The following is a 17,284-nucleotide window of genomic DNA, read 5'->3' on the forward strand; positions in this document are numbered from 1 at the left end:
TTCTTATTATTCTGAGCTGGGTTGACCGGTGTTCTGAGTATCAAGCAAAAAGTCCGTATTTAATAAACTAAACATCCATTCATAACTGACGCCATTCACGGCTAAATTGATTTTAATCCCTTTAGGCAACCTTTGCTTCTGCTCTAATTGGTTCAGGTCTGCAGAAGCGTCCGGCCATTGCGTGAGTCCATTCGGATTGAGTACGACGATCTGGAATTGTTCCACTTCCGACAATAAAACACTGGATTCGGGCTGATCTTGACCGGTCTGATTCAGATTCCGGTATTTCAAGCGATAAAGTTTCTGTTCATCGGCTCGATACTGATATTCAATGCGTTCATCTGGGGAAATCCCCTCTTCCAAAGGGTCAGTCACTCCAGTTTTACTGAAATTAAAGCGTCCGTTCTGCAGCACTAGAGCCGGCTGAATATCGCCATTGATATTGGCCGTTAAGGGTACTGCCTGTACGGTATCTCGCAGAATCTGCTGATAGGTTTGCTGTAACTGACCTAAACGCTGTTCATGAATCACATTCTGATCTTTGGTTTTGACAATATAATCAAAAACTTTCCAGCCCAAAGCAGACAGCACCGCAAAGATCGCAATTGCGACCATTAATTCAACCAGGGTAAATCCTTTAGGCTTCATGGAGTATTGTTCATACGATGATTAAAGAACATCAGGCTGGTGATACCAGATTCCACCTGACCACTGTCCTGATTAACCAGACTCACCTGCAGCTCGATCCGTTGTACATTCGGACTGACCGTCGGTTCGCTGCGCTTGTCAATCTGCCAGGTTTCACCTTGCTGGGTCAGCTGTTTGGAAGCCGTCCCTTCCATCCATTCCTGATTGATTTCCATTTGTGCCACTTCATTTAAGGCAACAAACTGTGCTTTGGTACGTAGAATTGCATTCGAGGTCGACTGGGTATATTGCATTGCGACTTTGGTCAAGGTCATGGCTGCGGTCGCAAAAATTGCCAGGGCCACCATGACTTCCAATAAGGTAAAACCTGAGGCACGATTAAGTCGAGTAACACTCGACCGTGCCGCAAGTCCGAAAGCTATGCTTGAGGAGCAGCTATAAACGAAACAACGTTTCGTCCGAGCGCAAGATGAAGAACTCTGTTCAGAGTGCACACGATTAAGGCGAGTAATACTCGGCCTGATAGCACCAAATCCAGTATTCTGCTTGAAATATCTAGATTTCATTGATTTTACCCAGATGATCAATCTCAATCGCAGCACCCACTTCACGGTCTTCCAAAAAGAATTGAATCCGCACCGGTTTGACTTCACCATTGCCGAGCCAGATCAGTTTAGGTGCATTGGCCTGAGTCAGATCACGATTTTGTGCATTGGTATAACGCTGCTGTTCCAGCGCCTGCATCTGAAAGGACACATGATCAGGTAAATTACGCAATTTGAAATCTGCATAACTCTGCCATTTCTCATTTTGCAGGTTCTGTTCAGTCTGCGCTGCTGAACGATATTCTATAATTCCATAACGAAATGGCGTGACATCTGTTGCTGGCTGAACGTCAAGCGCGAGTATTCTAGACTGGTCATTGGCCTCGCGTAGCACCCGTTGCAAGTCTACTAATAAAATTTCCCGTGCCTGCATTGCTTTGCGCTGATCGACACCACTGGTATTGAGCAGCACTAGTGAAGCCATAATCCCCATAATCACAATCACCACCATCAATTCGATTAAGGTAAAGCCACGAACTGCACTGTGAGGTGATCTGATCATAGGACAACCTTAGACAAACTGGTCGGCAGAATGCACCTGCTTGGGCAAAGCCAGCGCCTGATCGATATAGGCCACACGCAAGGTATCGCGTGAACCCAAGTAACGCTGATAGAAACTGGAATTGAGAATTGCGGCTGCACCATGGGTCAGCGACCAGATCGACGCTAGATAATCGCGTACCGACATGCGGCTGTTGATCGATGCCAGATAAGTTTCTGTCATACGGATAATCAGGCGTAAGCGCTGTTTGCGCACCTGATAAAGTTCGCTAAACAGGTGCTGGATTCCAACCCCAGTCGTCGACAGGCGTTCTTCAATTTGATGAAACAGCACAGTACGTTCAGGATGATGCAAATGATGCAGCATAAAGAAGGCCAGATGTTCAGGAAAGGCTTTATCGCTATCCTGAATCATTTCCAGCAACATGCGCTCATTTCGGATAATCAGCAGCATGTATAGTTCATCTTTACTCTGGAAATGTTTATAAAGTGTCCCTTTGGCCAGATCAAGCTCGGCGGCAAGCGCATCAAGCGTCATTCCTGCTTCACCATTTTCTAACAGGAGTTGCTCTGCTACTTGAAAAATCAAGGTTTCTCTTGCTCGAAACTGAGCTTGACGATCCATCTTCACCCTATAAACTCTCTTTGTACTTTATATAACTTTATTTACTTTAAATTCAGAAGATTTTCAAAGTTCTGCTTTGTGATAAAAGCCATTTCTTCTAGCGACTTATCATATACATCGCAAAGCGCTTTGGCTACATAAGGAACGTATTTAGGCTCATTAGATTTGCCACGATACGGCATTGGCGCAAGATAAGGACTATCGGTTTCAATCAGCACACGATCCAGCGGAACCTGTTTGGCGACATCACGCAGATCCTGCGCATTTTTAAAGGAAACAATGCCGGAAAATGACACATAATAGCCGCAGTCCAGTACCGCTTTGGCGGTTTCCCAGTCTTCGGTAAAACAATGCAAAATCCCGTGAGTCGATTTTTCCGCGCGAATAATATCGACGGTATCATGCTTGGCGGAACGGGTATGAACGACTACAGGTTTTTTGGTGATTTGTGACGCATGGATATGCCGGGCGAAACAGGCTTTTTGCTCTGCAATAAAATCGGTACTGTGATAATAGTCCAGACCTGTTTCACCGAGTGCCCAGACTTTCTCCGGTTGCGCCAGTTCGACCAGATATTCAGTCGTGGCACGCGCCATGGTTGCAGCATCTTCGCAAGGATGTACGCCAACGGTATATCCGACATCTGCATGACGCGCGGCAATTTTGGCCAGCTCGATATGATCATCCAGATCGACCGAGATACTCATGAATTTGGAAACACCGGCTTCACGAGCCTGAGCCAATGCCTGATCCAGATCACCATGATATGGTGTCAAATCAAGCAGGGTTAAATGACAATGAGTATCTACAAACACGATGCGTTCCTACCAAGGGTAAATTAACTACATAGTGTAACTTTTACGTCCTTCAGATTTAAGACCTGCAACCAGACGATCTGCTTCATTTTTAAAATAAACGCCTTTTTCACCGCTTAACTGGATGCCAAAGCCTTGTGGCTTGATGCCATTCTGCTTTTGCGAGACCCAGATGACTTTACCGGTTAAAGGAATTTTCTGGGTCTGGTCAGGCAAAGTCGTCAATACAAAAACCTCTTCGCCCAGTTTGACCGGCTGCTTGGAAGGAATAAAAAGCCCACCACCCACAACATAAGGCATATAGCTGGCAAACAGTGTTTCAATGTCAGGAATATTGGCCTGAATAATACCGCCCATACGTGGTTGCATGTGATTTCCCCTTAATTAAAGATTCATCAGCTTGATAAACAATTCATCAATAACCAGATTGCTTTGGACATTCTGTTCAAGGAATTGTTTAGCGCGCTGAAAATCTTCATAAATTTTAAAAAGTGCTTCTAATGAATATTGTTCGGCAAGTACATTGAATTCAAGGTCAATGTTTTTCACCGTCTGATTTAGCTTGACACAAATTAAATCGGACAACAAGTATTCAAACATTTGAGCAAAGTCACCAAAATTCAGGTTTTTATTCCATTTGGTCGCAATTGCCATCGGCATATTTTTTTGCATGACCAGTTTTTGCCAGTCTTGCAGGAATTCCTGACGTAGTGGCAGCCAGGCACTTTGTGCAACCTCTAGTGCCTGTAACGGCATCTGATTGGACAGGTTCATCAATAACTGTTGTTGGCTAGCACCTGCATCTGGGAGCTGATTCTGGACATAATCGCTAAATTGTTCTGCGGAAATCCGGTCCAAAGCAAAATGCTGCAAACGACTGCGTATAGTCGCGGGCAATTTTAAATAATGATTCGCCAGTAAAATAATGACCGTATTATCACCGGGTTCTTCCAGTGTTTTGAGTAAGGCATTGGCAGAGGCAATATTCAAGGCTTCTGCCGGCTCAATCATAATCACGCGCCAGCCATCTACAGTCTGTTGCACAAAAGGCAGCAGATCGCGAATCTTCTCGATCTTGATTTTGGCATTCTGTTTTTTATTGTCGTCATCGGTACTGATATGCACATAGTTGGGATGGGTGTCTGCCTTTAACCATTGACAGCTACTGCATTCACCACATGGCCCGGCAGGCTGACGATTCAGGCATAACACCCAAGCCAGAAACTGTTGGGTAAACGCTTCTTTGCCACAGCCTTTTTTTCCATAAAACAATAAACCATGCCCAAGCTTGGGAAAGCGCCCGGTCAGGGTTTCCCAAACCTGTTGCTGCCATGGATAGATATGTGCATTGACATCAAAAGGCATGTATTTGACTCTTCTTAGGCAAAATGGGAAAGATCCATCTGATTCAGGCGATCCAGATCTTCCTGGGTATCCACCCCTGGCGGCAAATTGGCTTCAGCCACCGCAATGGCAATACGGTGTCCATTTTCCAGTACCCGTAACTGTTCTAGAGATTCCAGTTTCTCCAGCACACCCATTTCCCAGGTCACATATTCTTGCAACAGTGTTACCCGATAGGCATATAGACCTAAATGACGATAGGCCTGATCATGCAACTTCAGTTCAGCCAGTTTCGCGCCATCACGGTCATAAGGAATGGTAGCACGGCTAAAATACAGTGCCTGCTGCTGTTTTGACATTACGACTTTTACAATGCTGTCGCGTTTGAATTCATCCAGTTGATGGATCGGCTCACATAGCGTCGACATGGAAGATTCAGGCTGATCTTCCAAGAGTTGAGCAACCTGTTTTACCAGTTGCGCCGGCAGTAAAGGTTCATCCCCCTGTACATTGACAATGATGTCATCACTGGCCCAGCCTTTAGTTCGAGCCACTTCACTCAAGCGGTCTGTGCCTGAAGGATGATCCGCTGAGGTAATCACCACATCAATGCCTTCAGCACGGCAAACGGCTGCAATACGCTCATCATCAGTTGCCACACACAGATCGTCAAAACCTTGCACTTTTTTGGCTTGGTCCACTACCCGCAGAATCATGGGACGACCATGAATTTCCAGCAAAGGTTTACCCGGTAAACGTGAACTGGCGAAACGTGCAGGAATAACAATGTGTTTCATAATGAATGAGCCTTAAGAAATTTGAATACCGTATTGTTGTAACTGTTGCTGCAAGACTGTATAGCAGGCTGGCGATAGGACTGCATCGACTGGCACCACCCAGATATCCTGTTTAAAATCTGGATATTGTTTAAGTAGCGCCATAATTTTTATTGCGTCTTTTTCAGTGGTAATAATCGGATTGTTATCATCGAACTGTAAATCTTCAATGTCATAGTCATGATGGTCTGGAAACTCATGACACTGAAATTGTTCTATGCCTAAATTTTGCAAGGTCTGATAAAACCGCTGTGGAAAGCCAATGCCGACTACCGCATAAAAAGCCGCTTGAGGATCAAAGATTTTATTGTTGTCCTGATTAAGCAAATAAGGCTGTGATGCAGCCAGATGCATATGCAGTTCAGAGCTTGGGTTAGCCGAATGCTCAATTACGGTTCCCGTTTTCAAACGGGTCACTGGTTCACGTAGATAACCTTCTGGAAGCAGTTTCTGATTACCCAGACCGCGATTATTATCCAGCACAATCCACTCAATCTGGCGATTCAAGGCCCAATGCTGCAGGCCATCATCACAGATAATCAGATCCAGTTCATGTTTGTGCAGCAATAACTCGATACTTTTCTGCCGGTTGGGACCAACTGCCATCGGCACGCCTGTTGCCTGTACAATCAAGGCAGGCTCATCTCCGACAATCTCCGGCAAGGTATTAAAGTCGACATAGGCAGGAAATGGACCTTGGCCGCCATAGCCTCGACTGATCACGCCTACCCGAACATTTTTCTCGGTTAAATAATCCACCAGATGAATCAGCAAAGGTGTTTTACCGCTGCCACCGACTGTGATGTTACCAATCACCATAACGGGAATCGGTGCACTATAACTTTTTTTAATGCCTTTTTGATAAAGCCAGTGATTGCTGACAAAACCCAGGCGATATAACCATGACAAAGGACGCAGCACCACCAGCCACTTTGCCTGTGCATTCCAAGCATCCTGAATGATTTGTGCCAGTGCCATAAGTTACTGTTCCTCAAAGTTACGCTGATGCAACTGATAATAAGCACCATGTAACGCAATCAGTTCGGCATGACTGCCCTGCTCAACAATACGGCCCTGATCCATGACCACAATACGATCAGCATTTTCAATCGTCGATAAACGATGTGCAATTACGATGGTGGTACGGTCCTGCATGGCTTTATCAAAGGCACGCTGAATAAAGTATTCCGACTCGTTATCCAGTGCACTGGTTGCTTCATCCAGAATCAGGATAGAGGCATTTTTCAAAATTGCGCGTGCGATGGCGATGCGCTGACGCTGGCCACCAGACAGGTTTAAACCCTGGGCACCCAGCTGAGTATCATAACCTTGCGGCAATGCCATAATAAAATCATGTGCATAGGCTGCTTTTGCTGCCGCAATAATATCTTCATCGGAGGCACCTTCAAGCTGACCATAAGCAATATTTTCCCGCACGGTTCTGTTAAACAGTACTACTTGCTGGTTCACCATGGCAATCTGGGTTCGCAAGGCGGTAATTTCAAAATCTTCAATCGGTTTCTGATCCAGCAGGATCTGCCCCGAAGTCGCATCCTGATAACGTACCAGCAGGTTCACCAGCGAGCTTTTACCGGCCCCAGAACGACCGACCAGCGCCACTGTTTCACCGGCCTTCACCTTTAAATTAAAATCATGAATGGCATGATGACCATCATCATAAATCAGGTTGACATCTTTAAATTCAATGTCGCCTTTTAGGCTATCAGTCAACGTCCCGGTATTTTTTTCCTCAGGCATATCTAGCAATTCAAATACTGAATGCGCTGCGGCCATACCACGTTGAATCTTCTCGTTAATGTCGGTCAAAGCCTTGATTGGTCTTGCCAGCATACCCGCCGCAGTAATATAAGCGACAAATTCACCCGCAGAGGTATCACCCAGAATTTGCGGACGCAAGGCAATAAACATCACGATACTCAGTGAAATCGACATGATCAGCTGAACCACAGGACTATTCAACTGTTGCACAGCGACCATTTTCAAGCCACGACGCAAGTTTTCAAGCGAGTTCTGTTTAAAGCGTTCCTGCTCAGAACTTTGCCCGCCAAAACCCTTGACGATCAGGTTGGCATTCACCGTTTCCTGCACCACATGGTTCACATCACCCATGGTGTCTTGTACTTGCTGCGATAATTTACGCATCCGTCTTGCAGCTTTACTGATAATAAAACCGATGACGGGTGCAAAAATCAGGATACACATAGTCAGACGCCAGTTGGTATACAACAGGTAGCCTAACAATGCCAGAGTGATCAAACCTTGTTGCAACAAGGTCCTTAAAGCTTCAGTTGAAGCAGCCGTCAGCTGTTCAACGTTATACATAATTTTGGCAGTAATATGCCCGCTGGTATTGTCCAGATAATACTGGGACGGTAAACGCAGCAATTTTGCAAAAACTTCCTGACGGATATTGAACACCAGATTACGGGAAATTACTGCAGTAAAATACCCCCCCATGAACAGACCCAAGCCCCGGAAGAACATGAGTATGACCACCAAAAATGGGAAAAGTGAAGTGAAACTCTGGTCTTTATTTTGAATCGCCTCAATAATATATTCCAGTAATTTAGCGACAGAGACTTCCGTAGCCGCATTAATAGAAAAACCCAGCAGGACAAGCAATGCAATGCCCCAAAACGGTTTTAAATAACTTAAAAGGCGAAGATAGACCTTAAAATCGTGCTTCACTAATAACCTCGGGTGGGTACTTTGGTACTGATATTGATATTCACAAAGCCGAGCTGCCCGGCCACATCCATGACACGAATCACGTCCTGATGACTGGCTTTTGCGTCAGCTGCGATGACAAACATTAAATCACGGCGTTCATTTGAAATCTGTTTAATTGCAGTATTTAAATCCGCAACTTCCTTGCTGGCCAAGGATTGACCATTGACTGCATAATGACCATTAGCATCCACAATCACTTCAACTTTCTGATCATAGCTTTTAGGCGGTACCCCTTGCGCGTCAGGCAAGGTTAGATTCATTCGGCTCATTTGACTAAAAGTCGTCGACAAAAGCAAAAAGACCAGAATAAACAGCAGACAGTCAATCATTGGTGTCAGATTAATATGCACATCTTCCACCTGGTTGCGTTTGAATTTCATCATCCGCCTCCTAGCTGGCTTTTTGCATGTCTTGGTCTATGTCTGCATGATTGCGATAAAAAAGATCCGCATGAAACAAAGTCGCTTGCTGCTCAAGTTCAGCCACATATTCCTGAACAAGACGCTGAAAATAACGGTGCGCAAACAGTGCAGGAATTGCAATCAGCATACCGGCTGCTGTGGTAATTAAAGCCTTAGAAATACCGGGCATCATCAAGACCGGATCACTTCCAGTTCCCACATCGATCATCAGGAAAGACTCAATAATCCCAAGTACAGTCCCCAACAAACCGAGTAAGGGTGCAACTGCACTCAGCGTACCCAGAAAATTAATATTTTTTTCCAGATACCCGATTTCCTGTGAAGCCGCTATTTCCATCTGCGCGCGAGCATACTGCTCACCCTGCTGTTTAGTCGCATAACCTGCGGTAAATACCCGGCCCAAAGTGCTTTGCTTTAAGGCCGCACTTTGATTCATTTTTTGCATAACTTGTGCTGTATTTTGCGAAGGCCCCATCAGCAGGGTCAACGGAAGCACTGCATTCTTTTTCAGACGAATCAGACGCTCGATCGAAATCGCCAGCATAAAGATAGAACACAAGACCAGGGGCAGCATAAGCCAGCCACCTGCTTTAACCAATTCCCACATCTAATTTATTCCCCAATAAAAAATAGATAAATTATTCATCTTCTAAAATAGAAAGAATGCCATCCAGCTCTTCTAAAGAGTGATAGCTAATAACCAGTTTCCCTTTACCTTGCTTGTTATAGTCAATTTTAACATCTGCACTGAAACGCTCTGAAAGGCGCTGAGTCAATTGCTGAATATCCGGTGCTACAGCTTCTTTTACTTTTTCTTGTTTAGGTGTATTGAAATCACGGACTAACTGCTCGGTTTGACGAACAGACAGACTTTTTTCAATTACGATATCTGCAACTTTGAGCTGATCTTTAGCTTTTAAGGTTAAGATCGCACGTGCATGCCCCATATCCAGCAAACCTTGCTGCATAAAGTCTTTCACTTCTTCTGCCAGGCTAAGCAGGCGAAGTAGGTTACTCACTGTCGTACGCGCTTTACCCACGGTATCGGCAATTTCCTGATGGCTTAGGCCAAATTCTTCATGAAAACGCTGCAAGGCCATCGCCTGATCAATCGGATTCAGATCCTGACGCTGGATGTTTTCAATCAAGGCCAGTGCAATCGCAACCTGATCATTCAGATCACGTACAATCGCAGGAACCTCGGTCAAACCCGCTAACTGTGCCGCACGCCAGCGACGCTCACCCGCAATAATTTCATACGGATAGCGTTCATCATCAACCGGACGGATCACGATGGGCTGCATGATGCCATGCTTTTCAATCGATGCCGCCAGTTCCTGCAAATCCTGCTCGTTAATATAACGGCGTGGCTGGTATTCACCGCGCTTGAGCAAGTTTACATCGATCTGTTTCAGCTGACCATGGTCAAGACCTTGGGCTTCGAGTTGTAATTTTTCTTTTTGAATTGATCCCAGCAAGGCATCCAAGCCACGACCTTTGGCGAGTCCACGTTTCTTGACGGTCATGCTTTACTTCCTTTTTTCACTTTGCTTTTCTTTAATACTTCAGCTGCCAGATTTAAGTAAGCAACTGCACCCTTTGAGCTTTTTTCAAAATAAATCACCGGCAAACCGTGTGCTGGCGCTTCTGCCAGACGAATGTTCCGTGGAATCACGGTTTCATACAGTTTTTTACCGAAATATTGTTCTAATTCTTCAGATACGTCACGGGTTAAGGCATTACGTGCATCGTACATGGTGCGTAATACACCAACAATTTGCAGGTCCGGATTCAATGCTTGCTGAATCCGATCGATGGTTTGGGTTAAATCCGCCAGACCTTCCAGTGCATAATATTCACACTGCATTGGAATCAGCACACCATCCACGGCTGCCAAAGCATTGACAGTAATCAGGCTAAGACTCGGTGCACAATCGACAATGATATAGTCAAATGAAGATTCAATTTCCTGCAATGCATCCCGCAAAATGAACTCGCGCCCTTCCTGTTCTGCAATCGCCAACTCAACCCCGGCCAGATCACGGTTTGCCCCAAGAACCTTGTAACCCACTTCCGCCTTAGAGATCGCCGTTTCAATCGGCACTTCACCCAGCAGTACATCAGTGACCGAATAAAGCAGATCATTCTTCTGAATGCCAGACCCCATGGTCGCATTGCCTTGCGAATCCATATCGACCAGCAAAACACGTTTTTTTAACACAGCTAAAGATGCCGCCAAATTTACTGCGGTTGTGGTTTTACCTACACCACCTTTTTGGTTTGCAATCGCAATAATTTGTGCCATGTTGCCCCCAATCCCTTTAAAAATCTTAAATACGTTTTAATAGAAGTAAATGACGCTGTTCGTCTAAGCGCGGAACTTTAAGTTCAATAATCTCACAACTAAATTCATTTTTTAAAGTAGCAACTTCATCTTCAGGAATTAAGCCTTTCATTGAGGCAATAATTGTTTGCTCATGCATATACGGTTTAGAAGCATCCACAAAGTCTGTTAATGATGCAAAGGCACGACTGGTAATCACATCAAATTGACCCAGCTCATTGATGCTGTCTTCGTTTTCTACACGCGTTTGCACGGCAATGACATTTTTGAGTTTTAAGTCAGCAATAAACTGCTTGAGGAAACGAATTTTTTTACCGTTAGAATCCAGTAATACACATTCACGCTCAGGCTGACATAAAGCAATGATCATGCCCGGCATACCACCACCTGTGCCGATATCCAGTAAACGGCCTGCTGGTAAATCTTTCAGAATGCTCAGACTGTCGAGCAGATGCTTGACCAGCATTTCCTTAGGATCACGGATTGCAGTCAAATTGTATGCTTTGTTCCACAGCACCAAAGCATCCTGATACTTGAGTAATAAATTTAAAGCCTCATCAGATAGCTCTAAACCCAAAGCCTGGCTACCCTGCTTTAGTTCTTGAAAAAACATGTGCATAAACAATCTACGCTCGAAAAAGTTAGGTGGAAGTATACCGTTTTCTCTATATTGGCACAGTAGGCAGTGCTTAGCGAATATTCACTTAAGCAAACTTCCCTTCACGGATCGCCGTATCCAGTGCCGTTAAACGCTCCGGGGTTCCTACATCAACCCAAATGCCTGTCAGTTTAGAAGCGGCTACCTGCTGACTCTGCATTGCTGCTTTTAGCAAGGGCGCTAAAGGACGTTTTCCAGCCTCTAAGCCTGCAAACATTTTCGGATCAAGTACGGATACACCACTAAAAGTCAGGTTTTCACCTTCGACTTGCTGATCAAAGGTATAAGCTTTCCCTTCTGCAAGCGTGAAATCACCCTCTGGATGTTGTTCAGGGTTCTGCACAAGTACGAGATGCGCCAAATTATCCTTTAGATCAATATCCAGTAAAGGTGCAAAATCCATCGTGGTCCAGACATCACCATTTAACAGAATAAAAGGTTCATCACCGAGTAGTGGCAAGGCATTGATAATCCCCCCAGCGGTTTCCAGACCTTCACCCTCATGTGACCAAAGGATGTGTACACCAAATTGTGAACCATTACCCAAAACTTGAGCGAGTTTTTCACCCAACCAAGCCGTATTGATGACAATTTCAGTGACTCCGATCGCAGCCAGTTTTTCAATATGCCAGACGATAAGCGGTTTGCCACCTACCTCAAGCAAAGGCTTGGGGGTATGCAAAGTTAATGGGCGCATACGATTGCCGAGTCCTGCGGCCAAAATCATCGCTTTCATTTACGCAGCCACCTCGTATGCACCGTATTTAGCTTCAAATGTAGGCATTACTCGTTCATGCATAAACTGCATAAATGGCTGTAATTCCGGATAAGGCTTAGATTCTTCTAACAAGTACCACATCACACGTGGTAAGTCTTTGAGATAACCTGATTTACCATCACGCTCAAACAGACGTACAAAAATACCTAAAATCTTGATATGGCGTTGAATTGCCATCATATCGGCATCTTTTTTAAACTGGACAAAGTCACGATCTTGTTTAGATGCTGCGGGCAACAAATCATAGAAAGTCTTGAACCAGCGATAAACACGATCGGCATTCCACTGTACATAGGCATCGCGGGTAATCGAGATCAGGTCATAAGTATCTGCACCAATCACGGCATCCTGAAAATCAATCACACCGAGTTCGGTTTCATTGTCGATTTTCATCAGGTTACGGCTATGAAAATCCCGATGTACAATCACCTGTGGCTGTGCCAATGCGGCATTGGCCAGAATCGCAAAAGTACGTTTGATCAAGGTGTTTTCTGATTCAGTCGGTTGAACCTTTAACGCTGGCAACATCCAGTCAGTCAGCAATTCCATTTCTGAGATCATTTTTTCATAAGAATATGCCGGGAAATGCCCTTCTCCAGCAATCGATTGCAGCTGAATGAGCTGCTTAAAGCTTTGCTCATAATAGGCATCTACAGTCTCGTCATTGAGCAGATTCGACAGCAGCACATCACCAAAGTCTTCAAGGAGTAAAAAGCCATTTTCCAGGTCTTTTGCCACGATATGCGGAACGCGCACGCCATGTGCATCAAAAAACTCATCTATCGTCACAAAAGGCACACAATCTTCTTTTTCTGGTGGTGCATCCATCAGCATAAATGTTTTATTATTCAGTTTGATTCGTGCATAACGACGGAAGCTGGCATCACCTGCTAAAAAATGAGTTTCAAATTGATCTGAACCGAGTACAGAGGCAATCCAAGATTGTATCAATTGTTCGCGTTGTGTATTCATTTGCAATTAATTCTAATACAGGCTGAGTTTTTAAAGTGCTAAGTGTAGCTACTTATCAACTTTTTCTCTATGATGCGACAATAATTAATTGCGATAAAAGCATGATTGGTTAATGAGACAAATGAAGCATCACTTTAAAATAAATCCTCTAGCGACTGCGATCTTAACCCTTTTATGTGGCAGCTCAGCCTCCGGCTATGCTGCATCAAATGTCTCGTCCGATGTAAACGCAGAACAACTCAAACAGCGCATTAATGAGACCTATCTAGGTGAAGCATTCTTCTCGCAATATTATGTCGATAAATCCTCTGCTGAAGCACAGCAACGTCAGGGACAATATTTAAGCTCTGCCTACTGTAAAGGTGCCTGGGTCACCCCGATTGCCCCAGATGCAGCAACCGTTGCGCCAGATCAGGCTACATCCACCATTACTGCAGATTATGGTCACTACAATCCAGCAGGCGACTCTTATTTAGAAGGCAATGTCATCATTGACCAGCAAGGTCGCCAGATTCGTGCCGAACGCGTAACCATTGATCAAACCCAGACTTATGCCAAGGCAGAGGGTCGAGTACAACTTGCGCAAGGTGGATTAATCTCGCAAAGTGATGATATCAACTATAATCTGAAAACCCAGCAAGGCGATCTAAATAACAGCTTCTATATCGCAGAACAGCAACATGCGCATGGTCGGGCAGAAAAGATCGCCAGAACCTCAACCGAGACGGTAGAACTGGAAAATGCGACCTATACCACCTGTCCACCTGAGCAAAAACCGACTTGGAAAATCCAGGCAGAAAAAATCAAGCTGAACCAGGAAACTGGACGTGGTGAAACCCGTAATACCAAACTCTATGTCAAAGATGTTCCGGTCTTGGCAGTTCCCTATTTTAACTTCCCGATTGATGACCGCCGCACTACTGGTATTCTAACCCCCACATTTGGCTTTACCAATGATGGTGGTCTGGAACTGGGTGTTCCGGTTTACCTGAATTTAGCACCGCAATATGATGCGACGATTACGCCGCGTTATATTGGCGATCGCGGTGCAATGCTGGATGGCGAGTTCCGTTATTTGACTGAGAATTATGGTGAAGGCCGTATTTGGGGAGGTTATTTACCTTCTGATGAAAGCTATAGCGATGAAGACCGTAAAAGCCTGCATTTCTTACATAACTGGCAGATCAATAATCAGCTCTCCACCAACCTTGAATATAACTACGCTTCAGACAAAGATTACTTCGCCGATCTGGATAACAACCCGAACTCTAAAACTGATCTGAACTTACGCCGTGCCTGGGAAGTCAATTACAAAAATGGTATTCCTGGCTTAAAGGCACAATTCAAAGTCGAAGATTTCCAAACCCTAGATCCAACCGTACTGGATGAAGACCGTCCTTATGCACGTTTGCCGCAGCTTTTAGTCAATTATAAAACTGGCAATCCATTGGGATTACAGCTTGAGTTTAATAACGATACGGCTTATTTCCAGAAAGACCTGCGAAATTTCGCTGATACTGATCCAAAGGGTGAGAAGGTATATCAACCAAGTGGTACACGAATCTATAACGACTTTTCCGTGCGTTATAATCATTATACCCCGTGGTCATTCTTCATACCTCAGGCGACTGTACGCAATATCAATACTTTCTATGATGAAAAAACCCAAAGCCGTAGCGTGTCTAGTGAAAATAATTCAATTGTAGTACCACAATTCACGCTGGACACCGGTTTAATTTTCGAAAAAGAAGGTACGTATCTACAGACCTTAACGCCTCGTCTGTTCTACGCCTATTCACCATATGAAAACCAGCAGAATCAGCCGAACTTTGATTCAGTCGTTGCTTCGATTAATTATGATCAACTTTTCAGTGCGCGTCGCTTTTATGGTAATGACCGTTTGGAAGACAATAATTTCGCTTCTCTCGGCCTCAGCTATAGCCTGTTTAATGAAGAAGGTCTGGAGCGCCTGCGTGCCAGCGTTGGACAGAGCTTTTTCTTTGAAGATCGCCGTGTGACACTGGAAAATGATGCAGATGAATTTGACCGTGAAAGCCATACCGGCCCTGTTATTCAACTGACGAGTCAACTGTCAAATAATGTTCACGTTAATCTGAACTCAAGCTGGATGTCGAATGGATCGAATGCCCAGCGCGATCTGCAGGTTTATTATACCGGTGATCAAGGCAATCTTTATAACTTAGGCTATTTCTATCGCAAAGATATTCCGAACCGTCAGGACAACTATGACCAGATTGTCGGTTCATTTATCCAGCCCATTGCCAACAACTGGCGTCTGGTTGGACATGCGCAGTTTGACCTGGATAATAGTGTCGCACGGGAATATTTACTTGGCGTGAACTATGAGTCATGCTGTTGGGGAGTTTCTGTTTATGGTCGCTCATATTACAATGACTTAGATGACGTTAATGATTCAAACGTCAAAGCCAAACGCGCTATTATGGCCGAAGTCAGCCTGAAAGGCTTAGGTGGGTTAAGCAGCAAACTCACCTCATTACTAGAAAATCGTATTCTAGGTTTTAACAATATCAATCAAACTTGGACAGAACGTTAATGAAGACAAAACAGTTAAAACAAATTTTTAAAGCAACCGCACTTGCGCTATGCCTTTCTTCAGCGATGACGACTTTTGCTGTTGCCCAACCTAAAGATGAAGTTGTAGCTGTAGTCGACAATAGTATTATTCTGCGTAGTGATTTGGCTCAAGGTGTAGCTGAAATCTCTCATCAGCTGCAAAAACAGAAAAAGGCAGTTCCACCACAACAATATCTTGAGCAACAAGCCTTAGAGCAACTGATTATTCGTCAAGCACAGCTTGAACAAGTTAAACGTTATAATATTCGTCCAGATGAAAAAGCTTTAAATGAAGCCGTTCTGAAAGTTGCCCGTGATTCTGGTTCACCGAGTCTGGAAGCCTTCCAGCAGAAGCTGGATGCCATGGCACCAAATACCTATGCTTCTTTACGTAACCGTATTGCTGAAGATTTAGCACTGAATCGTTTACGTCAACAAATCGTGACTTCACGCATTCAGATCACAGATCAAGATGTTAAAAACTTCCTAAACACCCCGCAAGGTCAGGCTTTGCTTGGCAGTCAGGTCCATGTACTGCATTTACGGGTAAGCGGTGAAAATGCTGAACAAATTGCAACACAGGTAAAGCAAGAATTAAATAGCAGCAATGACATTCAGGCGATCAGTAAAAAATACAGCACTGGCGGCATTAAGGTCGAAGCTGCTGATATGGGTGTGAGAAACCTGTCAGAAATTCCAGCAGAACTGGCTGCACGCGTGACCACCCTGCAACCGGGCCAGACGTCTGAACTGATCCCTGTCGCTGATGGTATACATGTTCTGAAACTCTTGGAGCGTAAAGGTGGCGAACAGAAAGCCCTTGTTCCTCAATATTTAACAGGACACATTCTGATTCAACCGTCTGAAGTGGTCAGTCCTGAAAATGCCAAGCAGATGATTGACAGTCTGTATAATCGCCTGAAACAAGGTGAAGATTTTACTGTTTTAGCTTCAACTTTCTCTAACGATACTGGCTCGGCTCGTGATGGCGGAAGTCTTGGCTGGGTTAGCCCTGGGGTAATGGTGCCTGAATTTGAACAGCAGATGAAAAGCACCCCAGTGGGTCAGTTCAGCAAGCCGTTTCAATCCCAGTTTGGCTGGCATATTCTGCAAGTGAGCGAAACACGTCAACAAGATATGACCCAAGAATATCAGGAACGTATGGCTCGCCAATTACTGGGTGAGCGTCAATTTGATGCCGAATTAGATAGCTGGTTACGTGAAACACGCAATAATGCCTATGTGGAAATCAAAGACCCACAACTGGATCCTAAACGTAACCGTTAAGTCTTACCAGAATGCTAAAAAGCCAATGGTATCTCGTTGGCTTTTTTATTTAAACAACTAAAACTTACAGATCTAAAAAAACCTCTCATATAGAGTAATGCCA

At 44.6% G+C, this 17,284-nt stretch carries 19 protein-coding genes; 2 read left to right on the top strand and 17 right to left on the bottom strand.

The genetic code is table 11. From position 1 onward, the window contains the following. Positions 1 to 6 precede the first annotated feature (6 nt). The 17 genes from gspJ to F891_RS09480 form a co-directional block, all read right to left on the bottom strand. Positions 7 to 648: a type II secretion system minor pseudopilin GspJ gene (gene gspJ, locus F891_RS09400; protein WP_005263346.1), complete on the bottom strand. Its 642-nt coding sequence runs from the start codon at positions 646 to 648 to the stop codon at positions 7 to 9. Continuing rightward, the gene (gene gspI / locus F891_RS18420) at positions 645 to 1,070 is read right to left on the bottom strand and encodes a type II secretion system minor pseudopilin GspI (RefSeq protein WP_415867431.1); all 426 of its coding nucleotides are present in this window, start codon (positions 1,068 to 1,070) and stop codon (positions 645 to 647) included. Before gspI ends, gspJ begins: the two co-directional genes overlap by 4 nt. A 133-nt stretch (positions 1,071 to 1,203) precedes the next feature. Beyond that, entirely contained in the window at positions 1,204 to 1,755 is a 552-nt protein-coding gene (locus F891_RS09410; protein WP_005263348.1) for a type II secretion system protein, read from the bottom strand. Positions 1,756 to 1,764: 9 nt separating this feature from the next. Continuing rightward, positions 1,765 to 2,379, bottom strand: a complete 615-nt coding sequence (locus F891_RS09415; protein WP_004278873.1) for a TetR/AcrR family transcriptional regulator — start codon at positions 2,377 to 2,379, stop codon at positions 1,765 to 1,767. A 41-nt stretch (positions 2,380 to 2,420) separates the two neighbouring features. Further along, positions 2,421 to 3,194, bottom strand: a complete 774-nt coding sequence (locus F891_RS09420; RefSeq protein ID WP_005106566.1) for a TatD family hydrolase — start codon at positions 3,192 to 3,194, stop codon at positions 2,421 to 2,423. Between the two features lie 27 nt (positions 3,195 to 3,221). Beyond that, positions 3,222 to 3,563: a PilZ domain-containing protein gene (locus F891_RS09425; protein ID WP_004278877.1), complete on the bottom strand. Its 342-nt coding sequence runs from the start codon at positions 3,561 to 3,563 to the stop codon at positions 3,222 to 3,224. 15 nt (positions 3,564 to 3,578) lie between these two features. After that, on the bottom strand, positions 3,579 to 4,559 hold the full coding sequence (locus F891_RS09430; protein ID WP_005263350.1) for a DNA polymerase III, delta' subunit: 981 nt from the start codon (positions 4,557 to 4,559) through the stop codon (positions 3,579 to 3,581). A gap of 14 nt (positions 4,560 to 4,573) precedes the next feature. Continuing rightward, on the bottom strand, positions 4,574 to 5,335 hold the full coding sequence (kdsB, locus tag F891_RS09435; RefSeq protein ID WP_005263351.1) for a 3-deoxy-manno-octulosonate cytidylyltransferase: 762 nt from the start codon (positions 5,333 to 5,335) through the stop codon (positions 4,574 to 4,576). A gap of 12 nt (positions 5,336 to 5,347) precedes the next feature. After that, the gene (gene lpxK, locus F891_RS09440; RefSeq protein WP_004645471.1) at positions 5,348 to 6,352 is read right to left on the bottom strand and encodes a tetraacyldisaccharide 4'-kinase; all 1,005 of its coding nucleotides are present in this window, start codon (positions 6,350 to 6,352) and stop codon (positions 5,348 to 5,350) included. A 3-nt stretch (positions 6,353 to 6,355) separates the two neighbouring features. Further along, positions 6,356 to 8,083, bottom strand: a complete 1,728-nt coding sequence (gene msbA, locus F891_RS09445; RefSeq protein ID WP_005263352.1) for a lipid A export permease/ATP-binding protein MsbA — start codon at positions 8,081 to 8,083, stop codon at positions 6,356 to 6,358. Next, a complete protein-coding gene (locus F891_RS09450; RefSeq protein WP_004278885.1) occupies positions 8,083 to 8,505 on the bottom strand; it encodes an ExbD/TolR family protein in 423 nt (140 codons plus the stop codon). The genes msbA and F891_RS09450 overlap by 1 nt, the downstream gene beginning before the upstream one ends. Positions 8,506 to 8,515: 10 nt before the next feature. After that, entirely contained in the window at positions 8,516 to 9,154 is a 639-nt protein-coding gene (locus F891_RS09455; RefSeq protein WP_005263353.1) for a MotA/TolQ/ExbB proton channel family protein, read from the bottom strand. Positions 9,155 to 9,185: 31 nt separating this feature from the next. Continuing rightward, the gene (locus F891_RS09460) at positions 9,186 to 10,073 is read right to left on the bottom strand and encodes a ParB/RepB/Spo0J family partition protein (RefSeq protein ID WP_004731487.1); all 888 of its coding nucleotides are present in this window, start codon (positions 10,071 to 10,073) and stop codon (positions 9,186 to 9,188) included. After that, entirely contained in the window at positions 10,070 to 10,852 is a 783-nt protein-coding gene (locus F891_RS09465; RefSeq protein ID WP_004278889.1) for a ParA family protein, read from the bottom strand. The genes F891_RS09460 and F891_RS09465 overlap by 4 nt, the downstream gene beginning before the upstream one ends. 25 nt (positions 10,853 to 10,877) lie before the next feature. After that, positions 10,878 to 11,510 (bottom strand): 16S rRNA (guanine(527)-N(7))-methyltransferase RsmG, encoded by a 633-nt coding sequence (gene rsmG, locus F891_RS09470; RefSeq protein WP_004645477.1) that lies wholly within the window; start codon positions 11,508 to 11,510, stop codon positions 10,878 to 10,880. 85 nt (positions 11,511 to 11,595) lie between these two features. Continuing rightward, positions 11,596 to 12,285, bottom strand: coding sequence for an N-acetylmuramate alpha-1-phosphate uridylyltransferase MurU (gene murU, locus F891_RS09475; RefSeq protein ID WP_005252252.1), 690 nt, complete (start codon positions 12,283 to 12,285; stop codon positions 11,596 to 11,598). Next, positions 12,286 to 13,299: an aminoglycoside phosphotransferase family protein gene (locus F891_RS09480; protein WP_005252253.1), complete on the bottom strand. Its 1,014-nt coding sequence runs from the start codon at positions 13,297 to 13,299 to the stop codon at positions 12,286 to 12,288. It abuts the gene before it with no gap. Positions 13,300 to 13,420: 121 nt separating this feature from the next. Here F891_RS09480 and F891_RS09485 point away from each other — a divergent pair, with 121 nt between their 5' ends. Next, complete coding sequence (locus F891_RS09485; protein WP_005252254.1) at positions 13,421 to 15,874, top strand: LPS-assembly protein LptD; 2,454 nt, start codon at positions 13,421 to 13,423, stop codon at positions 15,872 to 15,874. Further along, positions 15,874 to 17,181 carry a peptidylprolyl isomerase gene (locus F891_RS09490; RefSeq protein ID WP_005252255.1) on the top strand — a complete coding sequence of 436 codons (1,308 nt, stop codon included), beginning with the start codon at positions 15,874 to 15,876 and terminating at the stop codon, positions 17,179 to 17,181. Before F891_RS09485 ends, F891_RS09490 begins: the two co-directional genes overlap by 1 nt. The last annotated feature ends 103 nt before the right edge of the window (positions 17,182 to 17,284 follow it).

The sequence above is a fragment of the Acinetobacter sp. CIP 101966 genome (genome assembly GCF_000369725.1).
Lineage (GTDB): Bacteria > Pseudomonadota > Gammaproteobacteria > Pseudomonadales > Moraxellaceae > Acinetobacter > Acinetobacter lwoffii_Q.

Bases quoted from the DNA above. Each gene is read 5' to 3' on its own strand.
- gspJ (WP_005263346.1), bottom strand. From the start codon at position 648: ATGAAGCCTAAAGGATTTACCCTGGTTGAATTAATGGTCGCAATTGCG.
- F891_RS09410 (WP_005263348.1), bottom strand. From the start codon at position 1,755: ATGATCAGATCACCTCACAGTGCAGTTCGTGGCTTTACCTTAATCGAA.
- F891_RS09415 (WP_004278873.1), bottom strand. From the start codon at position 2,379: ATGGATCGTCAAGCTCAGTTTCGAGCAAGAGAAACCTTGATTTTTCAA.
- F891_RS09425 (WP_004278877.1), bottom strand. From the start codon at position 3,563: ATGCAACCACGTATGGGCGGTATTATTCAGGCCAATATTCCTGACATT.
- F891_RS09430 (WP_005263350.1), bottom strand. From the start codon at position 4,559: ATGCCTTTTGATGTCAATGCACATATCTATCCATGGCAGCAACAGGTT.
- kdsB (WP_005263351.1), bottom strand. From the start codon at position 5,335: ATGAAACACATTGTTATTCCTGCACGTTTCGCCAGTTCACGTTTACCG.
- lpxK (WP_004645471.1), bottom strand. From the start codon at position 6,352: ATGGCACTGGCACAAATCATTCAGGATGCTTGGAATGCACAGGCAAAG.
- F891_RS09450 (WP_004278885.1), bottom strand. From the start codon at position 8,505: ATGAAATTCAAACGCAACCAGGTGGAAGATGTGCATATTAATCTGACA.
- F891_RS09455 (WP_005263353.1), bottom strand. From the start codon at position 9,154: ATGTGGGAATTGGTTAAAGCAGGTGGCTGGCTTATGCTGCCCCTGGTC.
- F891_RS09460 (WP_004731487.1), bottom strand. From the start codon at position 10,073: ATGACCGTCAAGAAACGTGGACTCGCCAAAGGTCGTGGCTTGGATGCC.
- F891_RS09465 (WP_004278889.1), bottom strand. From the start codon at position 10,852: ATGGCACAAATTATTGCGATTGCAAACCAAAAAGGTGGTGTAGGTAAA.
- rsmG (WP_004645477.1), bottom strand. From the start codon at position 11,510: ATGCACATGTTTTTTCAAGAACTAAAGCAGGGTAGCCAGGCTTTGGGT.
- murU (WP_005252252.1), bottom strand. From the start codon at position 12,285: ATGAAAGCGATGATTTTGGCCGCAGGACTCGGCAATCGTATGCGCCCA.
- F891_RS09480 (WP_005252253.1), bottom strand. From the start codon at position 13,299: ATGAATACACAACGCGAACAATTGATACAATCTTGGATTGCCTCTGTA.
- F891_RS09485 (WP_005252254.1), top strand. From the start codon at position 13,421: ATGAAGCATCACTTTAAAATAAATCCTCTAGCGACTGCGATCTTAACC.
- F891_RS09490 (WP_005252255.1), top strand. From the start codon at position 15,874: ATGAAGACAAAACAGTTAAAACAAATTTTTAAAGCAACCGCACTTGCG.